The organism is Mesorhizobium sp. 2RAF45, from assembly GCF_052115225.1.
Taxonomy (GTDB): Bacteria; Pseudomonadota; Alphaproteobacteria; order Rhizobiales; family Rhizobiaceae; genus Mesorhizobium; species Mesorhizobium jarvisii.
In genome coordinates this window covers 55,268-68,372 of record NZ_JBFRGG010000014.1, presented here as the reverse complement: position 1 = coordinate 68,372, position 13,105 = coordinate 55,268, and the positions used below count along the sequence as shown (strand labels likewise).

General features: G+C 62.9%; 14 protein-coding genes. 11 read left to right on the top strand and 3 right to left on the bottom strand.

The window, feature by feature from the left end:
• Positions 1-39: 39 nt before the first annotated feature.
• Together AB4Z43_RS27300 and AB4Z43_RS27295 are read right to left on the bottom strand one after the other, a co-directional pair.
• On the bottom strand, positions 40-840 hold the full coding sequence (locus tag AB4Z43_RS27300; RefSeq protein ID WP_019861802.1) for an SDR family oxidoreductase: 801 nt from the start codon (positions 838-840) through the stop codon (positions 40-42).
• Positions 837-1,166 carry a nuclear transport factor 2 family protein gene (locus AB4Z43_RS27295; protein ID WP_019861801.1) on the bottom strand — a complete coding sequence of 110 codons (330 nt, stop codon included), beginning with the start codon at positions 1,164-1,166 and terminating at the stop codon, positions 837-839. Before AB4Z43_RS27295 ends, AB4Z43_RS27300 begins: the two co-directional genes overlap by 4 nt.
• Positions 1,167-1,250: 84 nt before the next feature.
• On the opposite strand from AB4Z43_RS27295, the gene AB4Z43_RS27290 reads away from it, so the two are divergent.
• Together AB4Z43_RS27290 and AB4Z43_RS27285 are read left to right on the top strand one after the other, a co-directional pair.
• Positions 1,251-1,628, top strand: coding sequence for a winged helix-turn-helix transcriptional regulator (locus AB4Z43_RS27290; RefSeq protein WP_441939726.1), 378 nt, complete (start codon positions 1,251-1,253; stop codon positions 1,626-1,628).
• A gap of 227 nt (positions 1,629-1,855) precedes the next feature.
• Positions 1,856-2,167, top strand: coding sequence for a hypothetical protein (locus AB4Z43_RS27285; RefSeq protein WP_441939723.1), 312 nt, complete (start codon positions 1,856-1,858; stop codon positions 2,165-2,167).
• An 8-nt stretch (positions 2,168-2,175) separates the two neighbouring features.
• Here AB4Z43_RS27285 and AB4Z43_RS27280 read toward each other — a convergent pair whose 3' ends face one another.
• Positions 2,176-2,868, bottom strand: a complete 693-nt coding sequence (locus AB4Z43_RS27280) for a GntR family transcriptional regulator (protein ID WP_441939721.1) — start codon at positions 2,866-2,868, stop codon at positions 2,176-2,178.
• Positions 2,869-2,937: 69 nt separating this feature from the next.
• On the opposite strand from AB4Z43_RS27280, the gene AB4Z43_RS27275 reads away from it, so the two are divergent.
• The 9 genes from AB4Z43_RS27275 (at position 2,938) to AB4Z43_RS27235 (ending at position 12,973) form a co-directional block, all read left to right on the top strand.
• The gene (locus AB4Z43_RS27275) at positions 2,938-3,873 is read left to right on the top strand and encodes a dihydrodipicolinate synthase family protein (protein ID WP_019861796.1); all 936 of its coding nucleotides are present in this window, start codon (positions 2,938-2,940) and stop codon (positions 3,871-3,873) included.
• 14 nt (positions 3,874-3,887) lie between these two features.
• Positions 3,888-5,201, top strand: coding sequence for an NAD(P)/FAD-dependent oxidoreductase (locus tag AB4Z43_RS27270; protein WP_441939719.1), 1,314 nt, complete (start codon positions 3,888-3,890; stop codon positions 5,199-5,201).
• Positions 5,202-5,218: 17 nt separating this feature from the next.
• Entirely contained in the window at positions 5,219-6,220 is a 1,002-nt protein-coding gene (locus AB4Z43_RS27265; RefSeq protein WP_019861794.1) for a 4-hydroxyproline epimerase, read from the top strand.
• A 336-nt stretch (positions 6,221-6,556) separates the two neighbouring features.
• The gene (locus AB4Z43_RS27260; protein ID WP_019861793.1) at positions 6,557-7,459 is read left to right on the top strand and encodes a branched-chain amino acid ABC transporter permease; all 903 of its coding nucleotides are present in this window, start codon (positions 6,557-6,559) and stop codon (positions 7,457-7,459) included.
• A 4-nt stretch (positions 7,460-7,463) separates the two neighbouring features.
• On the top strand, positions 7,464-9,059 hold the full coding sequence (gene livM / locus AB4Z43_RS27255) for a high-affinity branched-chain amino acid ABC transporter permease LivM (protein ID WP_019861792.1): 1,596 nt from the start codon (positions 7,464-7,466) through the stop codon (positions 9,057-9,059).
• Positions 9,059-10,534, top strand: a complete 1,476-nt coding sequence (locus AB4Z43_RS27250; protein ID WP_064981260.1) for an ATP-binding cassette domain-containing protein — start codon at positions 9,059-9,061, stop codon at positions 10,532-10,534. The genes livM and AB4Z43_RS27250 overlap by 1 nt, the downstream gene beginning before the upstream one ends.
• Positions 10,534-11,262, top strand: coding sequence for an ABC transporter ATP-binding protein (locus AB4Z43_RS27245; RefSeq protein ID WP_010912086.1), 729 nt, complete (start codon positions 10,534-10,536; stop codon positions 11,260-11,262). Before AB4Z43_RS27250 ends, AB4Z43_RS27245 begins: the two co-directional genes overlap by 1 nt.
• A gap of 110 nt (positions 11,263-11,372) precedes the next feature.
• Complete coding sequence (locus tag AB4Z43_RS27240) at positions 11,373-11,720, top strand: DUF6867 family protein (protein ID WP_010912085.1); 348 nt, start codon at positions 11,373-11,375, stop codon at positions 11,718-11,720.
• A gap of 137 nt (positions 11,721-11,857) precedes the next feature.
• Positions 11,858-12,973, top strand: a complete 1,116-nt coding sequence (locus tag AB4Z43_RS27235) for a branched-chain amino acid ABC transporter substrate-binding protein (protein WP_019861791.1) — start codon at positions 11,858-11,860, stop codon at positions 12,971-12,973.
• Positions 12,974-13,105: the final 132 nt, after the last annotated feature.

The window sequence follows — 13,105 nt, the reverse complement described above, 5'->3', positions numbered from 1 at the left end:
CATCCCGCCTCTTTCTTTTTTGTCGGCCGCTTGCCTCCGTCAGACCGTCGGTATGGTGCCACCGTCGATGACGTATTCGGCGCCGTGGATCGCCGAGGCGCGGTCCGAGACAAGGAATGCCACGAGTTCCGCAACCTCTTGCGGCCATGCCGGCCGGCCGATCGGGATGCCGCCCAGCGCATCCATGATGCCCTGGCGGGCGGTTGCCTCATCCGAGCCCGAGTGGGATGCCAGCCGCTTCACCATGGCTTCCGAAGCAGTGGTGTGGATCCAGCCCGGCGCCACGGTGTTGACGCGGATGCCTTTGGGGCCGAGTTCCTTGGACAGCGCCTTGCTGTAGGTTGAAAGGGCTGCCTTGGCCGCCGCATAGGCGATGGTGGATTCGTGCAGCGGCAGGCGGCGCTGGATCGACGACATGTGAACGATCACGCCTGAACCTTGCTCGATCATATGCGGGACAAGCAGGCGATCGAGCCGCACCGCCGCCAGCAGGTTGAGGTCCAGTTCATCTTGCCAGGCCTGCTCCGACAGTCCGGCAAATCCTCCTCCTGGGCTCTTCGAACCGCCGACGTTGTGAACGATGATGTCGACACCACCAAGCTGCTCCATGACACCCGCGGCGACCTTTTCGACGCCTGCCAGAGTGCTGATGTCGGCCCGCATGAACAGCTTCGGCTGGCATGCTTCCGTCGCCGAGCGAGCGGTGGTTGCAACCATCGCTCCCGCCGCCGAAAGCCTACGCACGATGGCCTCGCCGGCACCCTTTGTGCCCCCGGTGACCAGAACGCGCTTGCCGGCAAATTCCCGATCGTCGACCGCAAATTTCTGGACGAAGGTCATGCGCCGATCTCCAGCCGCGCGATCCGGTCATCGGCCAGTGTGAAGACGTAGTGGAGTGTCGCGGGGCTGCCGGGGAAATTTCCAGACACGATGCCGGCGATCCGCCATTTATCGCCGTTGACCGTCACGTCGGCGACCTCGACGGACACCCGGTATTTGCGTGTCGTTGCCTCCATCCAGCCGCGGATGGCGACTGAGCCTCGATGGGGTTCGCCTTCGTCCTTGACCGTGGCGTCTGACGAGAAAGGCACGAGCATGGCGTCGATGTCGTGCCGGTTCTTGGCGGCAAAATAGTCGGCCAGCGGCTGCGGAAGGTTTGCGGTCATGGTGTCGTCTCCGGTGCGGGGTTGCCGCCGCCCATCGAGGCCGGCGGCGCTTGTCCGGCTTCTAAAATGAGATATACTGGTGAAATGACAAGAACCGACGAAAAAGTAAGGTACTTACCTGAGAGTAAGCCCGAGACGTTGACGCCGTTGTCGGCAGCGAGCGGCGTCGAGAACGTGCTGCGCATCCTCGAGGGCCGCTGGAAGCTGGTGATCCTGTTTCACCTGTTCGGCGGCAAGGTGCTGCGCTTCTCCGACCTCGAACGGGCGATCCCGGCGATCTCGCAGAAGATGCTGATCCAACAGCTGCGGCAGATGGAGGCCGACGGCATCGTTCGCCGTATCGTCCACCACCAGGTGCCGCCGAAGGTCGAGTACTGCCTGACCGATTGGGGCCAGGCGCTGTGCCCGGCCCTCGACGCCTTGCTGAAATGGGCGGCACTTCGCGAACCGGCGGAAGTCTGACGCCGATCGTTGCTCTGCAACGCGCGCAAGCTCCGAAGCGATGCTTGTTTTCAGATCGGGGCCTCACCATATCGATTCCAGGGAATGATAAGGTTCCCTGACGACAGACCGGAAACCAGAAGGAGTGACGTGATGAAGACGTCGAACCCGGCCTGGAGCGTTCCGGTGCGTTGAGGCTGCCCCATGTGCCTCCCTTTGCCGGAACGTCAAGGCGAAGGAGGTGCCAAATGGCACACAGATTGTCGTTTCGATGGATCAGGATAGCCGTGATTGGCGCCGCGCTGGCGCTGTCGACGCTATCGGCGCAGGCGCAATTTATCTGCGGCGGCCACAACGACCTCGTCGCGGGACTGGCGCAGGCCTTTCAACAAAAGCAGCTTGGTTATGGTGTGGTCGGGCAATCCGCCATTGTCGAGATCTATGTTTCGGCAAGCGGGACCTGGTCCATGCTGGTGACCGACGTGCAGGGCCGAAGCTGTATCTTCGCGACCGGTGAGGGATGGGAGAGTACCGCCATCGCCGCCGCGCAAGGGATCTGATCGCCCGATCAGCGCGTCGCGGCGACCTCGGCATGGCCACGCAGCAGAGCCATCAGCCGCTTGGCATCCTTGGCGGCTGCCTCCTCGTCGCCGTCGAGGATCGAGCGGATCAGCGCGACATGATGCTCGGCTGACTCGGCCAGGCCCGTATCCGCCTTGTAGCGGAACCAGAAGCGGCGGCTGTGGGTCTGCAGCGGCGCGGCCAGCCGCGCGGCGAAGCGGTTGTCAGCGGCCATCGCCAGCGCCTCGTCCAGCGCCTTGTCGGCCTGGATGAAGGCAAGCACATTGCCCGAGATGACCGCCTTCTGCATGGCCAGCGCCGCCTCGTGAAACAGGTCGGCGGCCTCGCGGGTGACGAAGCGGGCGGCCGAGCGGGCCAGCACCACCTCGACGCCGCGTCGGGCGTCGAGCACGCGCAGCCAGTCGCCGGGATGCAGCGGCGCGATCGCGATGCCGGCGCGTGGCCTGACATCCAGCAGCCCTTCCCAGGCCAGCCGCTGGATCGCCTCGCGCACCGGCGTGCGGCCGAGGTCCAGCTTCTCGATAAGCGCTCCTTCGGTGACAAAGCTCGACGGCGCCAGTTCCAGCGTGACGATCATATGCTCGAGCACGCGGTAGGCCCTGGACGCCGCCGGCTCGGACGTCATGGTTGCTTCCATGGATATCAAAGGCGATCTCCTGATATATTTTGGATATATCATAACGGATTCCGCATTGACAGTGAGTTTCTTAACAGATATACGGCTGATATATCAGATGGAGACACGACTATGTGGACCGGAGTTTTCCCCGCTGTTACGACCAAATTCACCGCCGACGACCGGCTCGACCATGCCGAAATGGAGCGCTGCTTCGGCCTGCAGATGGAGGCCGGTTGCGACGGCATCATCGTCTGCGGCTCGCTCGGCGAAGGGCCGATGCTGTCGCCTGACGAGAAGATCGAGGTGCTGAAGACCGCGCAGAAAGTCGCCGGCAAGAAGCCGGTGCTGCTGACCGTCAATGAGGCGGGCACCCGGGAGGCCGCCGCTATTGCCAGGCGCGCCGCGAGCGAAGGTGCCGATGGCCTGATGGTGGTGCCGAGCCCGATCTACCACACCAATGCGGAAGAGACCGTCGCGGCGCTGCGCGCGGTCGCCGAGGCCGGCGACCTGCCGGTCATGATCTACTCCAACCGGCTCGCCTATCGCGTCGACGTCACCGTCGACCAGATGGAGGAGTTGGCGTCGGACAAGCGCTTCGTCGCCATCAAGGAATCCTCCGACGACATCAGGCGCTCGACCGAGATCATCAACCGGCTTGGCGACCGCTACGATCTGTTCACCGGTGTCGACAATCTCGCCTTCGAGGCGCTGTCGATCGGCGCCATCGGCTGGGTAGCCGGCCTGGTCACCGCCTTCCCGCGCGAGACCGTCGCCATCTTCCAACTGATGAAGCAGGGCCGCCGCGAGGAGGCGCTCGCCATCTACCGCTGGTTCCGGCCGCTGCTCGACCTCGACGTCTCGACCTATCTGGTACAGAACATCAAGCTTGCCGAAGTGCTGGCAATCGATACCAATGACCGCGTGCGCATGCCGCGCCAGCCGCTGTCGGGCGAGCGCCGCAAGGCAGTCGAGAAGATCATACGGGATGCGCTGGCGGTGCGGCCGAAGCTGCCGTCGCTCCAGACGTCTCCTCTATCGGCGGACAGACTGGTGGCAGCCGAATAAGGGACAGCACCGACGTGCCAGAAAATTCCAAATCCCCGGAACAGGAGCAGCGCTCCGCCGCTGGGGCGCCTTCTCCCCGTGAATGGGGAGAAGGGAAAGATATCGCCATTGTCGGCGGTGGCATCATCGGCATCTGTGCCGCTGCCTTCCTTGTCGAGGCGGGGTGCAGCGTAACAATCTTCGACCGCACCGGCATCTGCGAGGAGACGAGCTCCGGCAATGCGGCGGCCTTCGCCTTCTCAGACGTGCTGCCGCTGGCGCACAAGGGCATGATCAAGCACCTGCCGAAATGGCTGGCCGATCCGCTCGGCCCGCTCAGCATTCCGCCCGCCTACCTGCCGCGGCTGCTGCCCTGGCTGATCCGCTTCTGGCGCGCCGGCGCGCCGGCGAAATACGAAGCCAGCCTCGCCGCCCAGGCCGGCATGATGAAGCTCGCCGAAACCGAATGGATGGGGCTGCTCGATCGCTCCGGCACGCGGCCGATGCTGCGCGAGGACGGCTCGCTGGAGCTCTACGAGAGCGAAGCCGAGTTCCGCGCCTCGCTGTCCGGCTGGGCCGCGCGCGAGCGCTTCGGCATCGGCTTTCGCCATGTCGAGGGCGAAGGCCTGGCGGGTTTGCAGCCAGGCCTCTCCCCGCGCTTCATCAAGGGCACCTTCGTGCCGAGCTGGAAGACGGTGGCCGATCCAAAGCTGCTCGGCAAGGCGGTGTGGGCTTACGCCGAGGCCAAGGGTGCCCGCTTCGAGAGGGCTGGGATCGATCGGGTCGCGGCGGACCAGGATGGCGCGACACTGACGTTGGCCGATGGCACGACCAGGCAGGCAAGGCACCTTATCGTCGCTGCCGGCGCCTGGTCGCATCTTCTGGCGCGGCAGCTTGGCGACCGCATTCCACTGGAGACCGAGCGCGGCTACAACACGACGCTGCCCAGGAGTGCCTTTGACGTGAAGCGGCAGCTGATCTTCTCCGGCCATGGCTTCGTCATCACGCCGCTGGAGACGGGCCTGCGCGTCGGCGGCGCCGTCGAGCTCGGCGGCATCGAGCGGCCGCCCAATTTCAACAGATCGAAGGCGCTCCTGCAGAAGGCGCAGCAGTTCCTGCCCGGGCTCAATCCCTCGGGCGGGCGCGAATGGATGGGGTTCCGGCCCTCGCTGCCGGATTCGGTGCCTGTCATCGGCAAGGCCTCGGGAAGCCGGCCGGTGGTCTATGCTTTCGGCCACGGCCATCTGGGCCTGACCCAGGCCGCGGCGACCGCACGGTTGATCCGGGAAATCATCCTGGGGCAGGTTGCGTCTGTTGATCTTGCCCCCTTCAGTCCACAACGGTTTTGAATTTTTCGAGGAACGACATGGCCAAGAAATCCTTCTTCTGCATCGACGGCCACACATGCGGCAATCCGGTGCGGCTGGTCGCCGGCGGCGGCCCGCTGCTCGAGGGCTCGACGATGATGGAACGGCGCGCGCATTTCCTCGCCGAGTATGACTGGATCCGCACCGGGCTGATGTTCGAGCCGCGCGGCCATGATGTGATGTCAGGTTCGATCCTCTATCCGCCGACGCGCGAGGATTGCGACATCGCCATCCTGTTCATCGAAACCTCCGGCTGCCTGCCGATGTGTGGCCATGGCACCATCGGCACGGTGACGATGGCCATCGAACACGGGCTGATCAAGCCGAAGACGCCGGGTGTGCTGAGGCTCGATACGCCGGCCGGGCTGGTCATCGCCGAATACAAACAGGTCGGCGAATATGTCGAGGAAGTGCGCATCACCAATGTGCCGTCTTTCCTCCATGCCGAAGGTCTGACGGTCGAATGTCCCGGGCTCGGCGAGATCACCGTCGATGTCGCCTATGGCGGCAATTTCTACGCCATCGTCGAGCCGCAGAAGAACTACCGCGACATGGCGGATTATTCCGCCGGCGACCTCATCGCCTGGAGCCCGGTGGTGCGGCAACGGCTCAACGAGAAATATTCCTTCGTGCATCCGGAGAACCCCGGCATCAACAGGCTGTCGCACATGCTGTGGACCGGAAAGCCGACGGTGGAAGGGGCTGATGCCCGCAATGCCGTGTTCTACGGCGACAAGGCGATCGACCGCTCACCGTGCGGCACGGGCACCTCGGCGCGCATGGCGCAGCTCCATGCCAAGGGCAAGCTCAGGGCAGGCGATGCCTTCGTGCATGAATCGATCATCGGTTCGCTGTTCAAGGGCAAGGTCGAAAAGGAGGTCACCGTGGCGGGCAGACCGGCGATCATCCCCTCGATCGGCGGCTGGGCGCGGATGACCGGACTGAACACCATCTTCATCGACGACCGCGATCCGTTCGCGCATGGTTTCGTGGTCAAGTGAGGAGAATCCTGACCTTGCGGAAAGGAGTGTGACGAAAAGACGAACCCTGTCAGGAACGCAACGAATCCTCTTATCACCTAATTTTGACGGCGATTTCTTCGAAACGGGGTGCATGATACGGCCGAATCGTCAAAGACATTGCGTTATGCCAATGATAGGGTCCGCGATAGTCCAGGGGTCGGGTGCAGAAAACGGGCGGTCGGAACGACGTGAATCGGAAACACGCGGGGCGGTCAAAAAAATCACGTTGCAATCCGGGCTCGAAACTTTACGACTAGGGGAAATACGAAAAGGAATGCGTCTGCATGGGCGACATTCCAGGGGAGCCATGTACACATGCAGTATTTTGTCCAGCAGCTTATCAACGGGCTGACGCTGGGATCGATCTATGGGCTGATCGCAATCGGCTACACGATGGTCTACGGCATTATCGGCATGATCAACTTCGCCCATGGCGACATCTTCATGGTGGGCGCCTTCACGGCGCTGATCGTCTTCCTCATCCTCGGCGCGCTGTTCTATTCGGTGCCCGTGGTCATCGCGCTGCTGGTCATGATGATCGTGGCGATGCTGCTCACCAGCCTCTACAACTGGACGATCGAGAAGGTGGCCTACCGGCCGCTGCGCGGTTCGTTCCGGCTGGCGCCGCTGATCACCGCCATCGGCATGTCGATCGCGCTGTCGAACTTCGTCCAGGTGACGCAAGGTCCGCGCAACAAGCCGATCCCGCCGATGGTCAGCCAGGTCTACAACATCAACGGCGTCAGCGTGTCGCTGAAGCAGATCATCATCGTCATCGTCACCGCGCTGCTCCTGGTGGTGTTCTGGTACCTGGTCAACAAGACCTCGCTTGGCCGGGCGCAACGCGCCTGCGAACAGGACCGCAAGATGGCGGCCCTTCTGGGCATCGACGTCGACCGCACCATCTCCATCACCTTCATCATGGGCGCCTCGCTTGCCGCCGTCGCCGGCACGCTGTTCCTGATGTATTATGGCGTGGTGGCCTTCTCCGACGGTTTCGTGCCGGGTGTGAAGGCATTCACCGCGGCGGTGCTTGGCGGCATCGGCTCGTTGCCGGGCGCCGTGCTCGGCGGGCTGCTGATCGGCTTCATCGAGAGCATGTGGTCGGCCTATTTCTCGATCGACTACAAGGACGTCGCGGCGTTCTCGATCCTGGCGATCGTGCTGATCTTCCTGCCTTCCGGCATATTGGGCCGGCCAGAAGTCGAAAAGGTCTGAGATCATGGCCGTGACCGTATCTCGTGAGAGCGACAGCGTCGCTACCCCCACCCAACGCGCGCTTAAGGAAGCGTTTTATGCCGGTGCCATCGCGCTTGGCCTGTTCGTGCTGTTCATCGGTCTGAAGACCGGTCAGAACATGTCCAATGAACTGGTCCTGACTCAGCGTTGGGGCCTGCTCGCCGCCGTGGTGATCGCCACGGCCGTCGGCCGTTTCCTCTATGTCGCCTATGGCCAGCCCTTCATGGCCAACCAGAAGATCGCCAACGTCGCCACCGGTCTGTTGCCGGCCAGCGTGGGGTCACGGTTCTTCACGCTGCCGGCGTTCATCGTGGCTGTCGTCGCGATGGTGCTGCTGTTCGTCTTCAATGGCTCCCTCGCCGGATGGGTGGGAGCGGAACCTGCCGGCTATCTGCAATTCCTGCGCGCCCTGGCGGTCATCTATGTGCTGGCTTGCGTGATCTACTACTTCCGCGCCTTCATCCATGCCAACTTCACCAAATTGGGCATCACAGCGCTGGTGTTGTACCCGATCCTCGTGGTCGCGGTGCTGTCGCTTAACGCCTGGTCGATTGCTGGAGGGCTGCAGGGCTCGCTGAAATGGGTCGACAATTTCGGCATCCAGATCCTGATCTATGTGATGCTGGCCTGGGGGCTGAACATCGTCGTTGGCCTCGCCGGCCTGCTCGATCTCGGCTACGTCGCCTTCTATGCACTTGGCGCCTATGCCTATGCGCTTCTTGCCACGCAATACGGCCTGTCGTTCTGGATCCTGCTGCCGGCAGCGGGCTGCATGGCCGCTCTGTGGGGGGTGCTGCTCGGCTTCCCCGTGCTGCGCCTGCGCGGCGATTATCTGGCGATCGTGACGCTCGCCTTCGGCGAGATCATCCGCCTGGTGCTGATCAACTGGCGCGAGGTCACCAACGGGTCGGCCGGTATCTCCGGCATTCCCAAGGTTTCCTTCTTCGGCCTGATGACCTTCAACGTGTCGGACCCCAACTACATTGCCAAGGTTCTGCACATTGCGACCTCGAGCGCCTACTACAAGATCTTCCTCTACTATCTAATCCTGGGCCTGTGCCTGCTTACCGCCTTCGTCACCATCAGGCTGCGCCGTCTGCCGGTCGGCCGCGCCTGGGAAGCCTTGCGTGAGGACGAGATCGCCTGCCGCTCGCTCGGCATCAACACCACCACCACCAAGCTGACTGCCTTCGCAACCGGTGCCATGTTCGGTGGCTTCGCCGGCTCGTTCTTCGCCGCGCGGCAAGGCTTCGTCAGCCCGGAATCCTTCGTTTTCCTTGAATCGGCCATCATCCTTGCCATCGTCGTTCTCGGCGGCATGGGCTCGCTGGTCGGCATTGCGGTTGCCGCGATGGTGATGATCGGCGGCACCGAGGCGCTGCGCGAACTCGACTTCCTCAAGCAGATCTTCGGGCCGGACTTCACCCCCGAACTCTACCGCATGCTTCTGTTCGGCATGGCCATGGTCATCGTCATGCTGTGGAAGCCGCGCGGCTTCGTCGGCAGTCGCGAACCGACCGCCTTCCTCAAGGAGCGAAGGGCTGTCTCAAGCTCCTTCACCAAGGAGGGCCACGGCTGATGAACGCGACCACGCAAATGAACGACGCCATCCTGCAGGTCGACCATCTGTCGATGAAATTCGGCGGCCTGGTCGCCATCGGCGACCTCTCCTTCACCGCCAGGCGCGGCGAGATCACGGCGCTGATCGGGCCTAACGGCGCCGGCAAGACCACCGTGTTCAACTGCATCACCGGCTTCTACAAGCCGTCCGAAGGCATGATCACGCTCAACCGGGCCGACGGCTCGACCTATCTGCTGGAGCGGCTGCCCAACCATGAAATCCCGGCGCGCGCCAAGGTGGCGCGCACCTTCCAGAACATCCGGCTGTTCTCGGGCATGACGTTGTTGGAGAACCTTCTGGTTGCCCAGCACAACAAGCTGATGAAGGCATCGGGCTATACTGTGCTTGGCCTGTTCGGCTTCAGCGGTTACCGCAAGGCGTCAGCCGAGTCGATGGAGCTGGCCAGGCATTGGCTGGAGAAGGCCGATCTCGTCGATCGCGCCGATGATCCGGCCGGCGATCTGCCCTATGGCGCGCAGCGGCGCCTCGAGATCGCGCGTGCCATGTGCACGGGTCCGGAACTTCTGTGTCTCGACGAGCCGGCGGCCGGCCTCAACCCGAAGGAATCGGCGGCGCTCAACGAGCTCTTGATGGACATCAAGCACAACACCGGCACCTCGATCCTGCTGATCGAGCACGACATGTCGGTGGTCATGCAGATTTCCGACCATGTCGTGGTGCTGGAATACGGCCGCAAGATCTCCGACGGCAATCCGCAGTCGGTGCGCACCGATCCGCGCGTCATCGCCGCCTATCTCGGCGTCGACGACGAGGAGGTCGAGACCGTGCTGACCGAGGTCGGCGACGAGGACGTCATCGAGCAGCTCGACATTGGGCCGGATGCGGCGCATGGCCCGGGTACGTCGTCATCATACCTGGCCGGACCTGTGACCGACACTGTCGGACACAGCGATGGCGAGCGCGTCACGGTGTCGAAAGGCGCCTCGAAGGCGGCACAGGTCGATGCCCGCGCGGCAACCGTGGTGAGCAAACCCGTCGCAAAACCGGCCGCGCCGGCCAAGCCGGCGGCGAAAGCAGCACCGAAGAAGACGGCCGCCAAGGCGCCCGCTGCAAAGGCCGAAGGCATTTCGAACCGCCTCGCCGCCCCTCGTGGCGGCAAGGCCGACAACCTGACCCGCATCAAGGGTATCGGCACGGTCAACGAGAAGAAGCTCAACGAGCACGGCATCTTCCACTTCGACCAGATCGGCGCCTGGAAGAAGGCCGATGTCGAGGCTGCCGAAGCCTATCTCGCCTTTGACGGGCGCATTGCGCGCGAGGAATGGGTCAAGCAGGCCAAGCTGCTCGGTCGGGGCAAGGACACGGAATTCTCGCGCCGCGTCGATGCCGGCAAGGTGGCGACCAGCCATGCTTCCGCAAAGACCACCGGTGCGGCCAAGCCTGTGTCGGGCAAGCGTGGAGGGGGCAAATAATGGCCGGGACAACGCTGCTCGATATCAAGGGCGTGGAGACCTACTACGGCAACATCCGAGCGCTGAACGGCGTCGATGTCACCGTCAAGGAGGGCGAGATCGTGGCGCTGATCGGCGCCAACGGCGCCGGCAAATCGACGCTGATGATGACCATTTTCGGCGCTCCGCGCGCCCGCACAGGGACCATCACCTTCGCCGGCACCGACATCACCCAGTTGCCGACGCACGAGATCGCGCGCATGCGCATCGCCCAGTCACCCGAAGGCCGGCGCATCTTTCCGCGCATGACGGTGATGGAAAACCTGCAGATGGGCGCCAGCCTCGACAACCTCAAACACTATGACGAGGACGTCGAGAAGGTGTTCACGCTGTTCCCGCGGCTCAAGGAGCGCATCGCGCAGCGCGGCGGCACGCTGTCGGGCGGCGAGCAGCAGATGCTGTCGATCGGACGCGCGCTGATGGCGCGGCCGAAGCTGCTTCTGCTCGACGAGCCGTCGCTGGGCCTGGCGCCGCTGATCGTCAAGCAGATCTTCGATGCCATCCGCGAGCTGAACCGCACGCAAGGACTGACCGTGTTCCTGGTCGAGCAGAACGCGTTCGGCGCGTTGAAGCTCGCCACGCGCGGCTACGTCATGGTCAACGGCAATGTGACGATGAGCGGCACCGGCAAGGAACTGCTCGCCAATCCGGAAGTGCGCGCCGCCTATCTCGAAGGCGGACATCACTGAGTTTGGAGCGGAATGTGCATCCGGTATCCCGCTCCAACTTGTTTGTTTGTCGCATGATCCTTGTCCGAAAAGTCTGCAACTTTTCGGGATCGTGCTAGGGAGACTTCATCATGCAGGGCATTCTCTATGAGGAACCCTCGATCTGGCAGTTCTTCTTCGTCACTTGCCTGCTCGGCGGCTGGGCGGCCTGGATGACCGGCAAGGCCAGCGCCCAGACATGGCGCTCCTTCATCCAGCTTTTCGCCTATCTGCTGGGTCTCGGCATCGGCATCCGCTTCATCCATCATGCGCTGTTCGACGGCACGATGTTCTCGCTGCAGTACTATATCGTCGACACCATCGTGCTGATGATATTGGGCTTCGTCGGCTATCAATACACACGAACCAACCAGATGGTCACACAGTATAATTGGCTCTACGAAAGAGCTTCAATCTTGAGCTGGAAACCGAAAGGTTGAGGTTCATCATTAACGCCGGGTCAGGGATGAATCGGCGTGACAAGTGCCTGAAAATCGGCAAACTATGCTTTCTGCGATAAGGGTGGGCATCGCATGAAAGCTTCATCCACGCCCACTCCGTTAATGGGAGCGTTTAAATGAAAAAGTCACTTTTGTCCGCCGTCGCCCTGACCGCGCTTGTCGCGTTCGGCGGCAACGCGTGGGCTGATGTAATGTTCGGCGTTGCCGGTCCGATCACCGGTCCGAACGCGGCCTTCGGCGCACAGCTGCAGAAGGGCGCAGAGGCGGCGGTCGCTGCGATCAATGCCAAGGGCGGCATCAACGGCGAGCAGATCAAGCTTGAAGTCGGCGACGACGTCTCCGACCCGAAGCAAGGCATATCGGTTGCCAACAAGTTCGTCGGCGACGGCGTCAAGTTCGTGATCGGCCACTTCAACTCGGGCGTCTCGATCCCGGCCTCGGAAGTCTACGCCGAAAACAACATCGTCGAAATCACCCCGGCCGCGACCAACCCGAAGTTCACCGAGCGCGGTCTGTGGAACGTGTTCCGCACCTGCGGACGCGACGATCAGCAGGGCAGCATCGCCGGCGCCTATATCGCCGCGAACTTCAAGGATGCCAAGGTCGCCGTCGTGCACGACAAGACCCCTTATGGCCAGGGCCTCGCCGATGAAACCAAGAAGGCGATGAACGCCGCCGGCGTCAAGGAAGTGATGTATGAAGGCGTCAATGTCGGCGACAAGGACTTCTCGGCGCTCATCGCCAAGATGAAGGAAGCCGGCGTCACCCTGATCTATTGGGGCGGCCTGCACACCGAAGCCGGCCTGATCATCCGCCAGTCGGCGGACCAGGGCCTCAAGGCACCGATGATGTCGGGTGACGGCATCGTGACGGACGAACTCGCGGCGATCGCGGGCGACGCCGTCGCCGGCACGCTCAACACGTTCGGACCCGATCCGCGCCTGATCCCGGCCAACAAGGAACTCGTCGAGAAGTTCCGTGCGCAGGGCTTCGAGCCGGAAGCCTACACGCTCTACGCCTACGCCGCCGTGCAGGTGGTCGCCGAGGCGGCTGCTGCCGCCAAGACGAACGACCCGCAGGCCGTTGCCAAGGCGATGCATGAAAACGGCCCGTTCCCGACCGTTCTGGGCGATCTTGCCTATGACGCCAAGGGCGATCCGAAGCTGCCGGGCTACATCATGTACGAGTGGAAGAAGAAGGACGACGGCAAGTATTCCTGGTTCCCGAAATAAGCTGCTCTGACAGGTCTGAAATCCAAGATGCCCGGCGCAACGCGCCGGGCATTTTCTTTTGGCGCGTTCGGTCGGCCGATGATCTTTCTTGCCGGCTCCCCTCAGGCGGAGAGATCGCATCCAGGATCGAAA

Coding starts and splice junctions, on each gene's coding strand:
- AB4Z43_RS27235 (WP_019861791.1), top strand. CDS start 11,858: ATGAAAAAGTCACTTTTGTCCGCCGTCGCCCTGACCGCGCTTGTCGCG.
- AB4Z43_RS27290 (WP_441939726.1), top strand. CDS start 1,251: ATGACAAGAACCGACGAAAAAGTAAGGTACTTACCTGAGAGTAAGCCC.
- AB4Z43_RS27265 (WP_019861794.1), top strand. CDS start 5,219: ATGGCCAAGAAATCCTTCTTCTGCATCGACGGCCACACATGCGGCAAT.
- AB4Z43_RS27285 (WP_441939723.1), top strand. CDS start 1,856: ATGGCACACAGATTGTCGTTTCGATGGATCAGGATAGCCGTGATTGGC.
- AB4Z43_RS27240 (WP_010912085.1), top strand. CDS start 11,373: ATGCAGGGCATTCTCTATGAGGAACCCTCGATCTGGCAGTTCTTCTTC.
- AB4Z43_RS27275 (WP_019861796.1), top strand. CDS start 2,938: ATGTGGACCGGAGTTTTCCCCGCTGTTACGACCAAATTCACCGCCGAC.
- AB4Z43_RS27260 (WP_019861793.1), top strand. CDS start 6,557: ATGCAGTATTTTGTCCAGCAGCTTATCAACGGGCTGACGCTGGGATCG.
- AB4Z43_RS27245 (WP_010912086.1), top strand. CDS start 10,534: ATGGCCGGGACAACGCTGCTCGATATCAAGGGCGTGGAGACCTACTAC.
- AB4Z43_RS27250 (WP_064981260.1), top strand. CDS start 9,059: ATGAACGCGACCACGCAAATGAACGACGCCATCCTGCAGGTCGACCAT.
- AB4Z43_RS27300 (WP_019861802.1), bottom strand. CDS start 840: ATGACCTTCGTCCAGAAATTTGCGGTCGACGATCGGGAATTTGCCGGC.
- livM (WP_019861792.1), top strand. CDS start 7,464: ATGGCCGTGACCGTATCTCGTGAGAGCGACAGCGTCGCTACCCCCACC.
- AB4Z43_RS27295 (WP_019861801.1), bottom strand. CDS start 1,166: ATGACCGCAAACCTTCCGCAGCCGCTGGCCGACTATTTTGCCGCCAAG.
- AB4Z43_RS27280 (WP_441939721.1), bottom strand. CDS start 2,868: ATGATATATCCAAAATATATCAGGAGATCGCCTTTGATATCCATGGAA.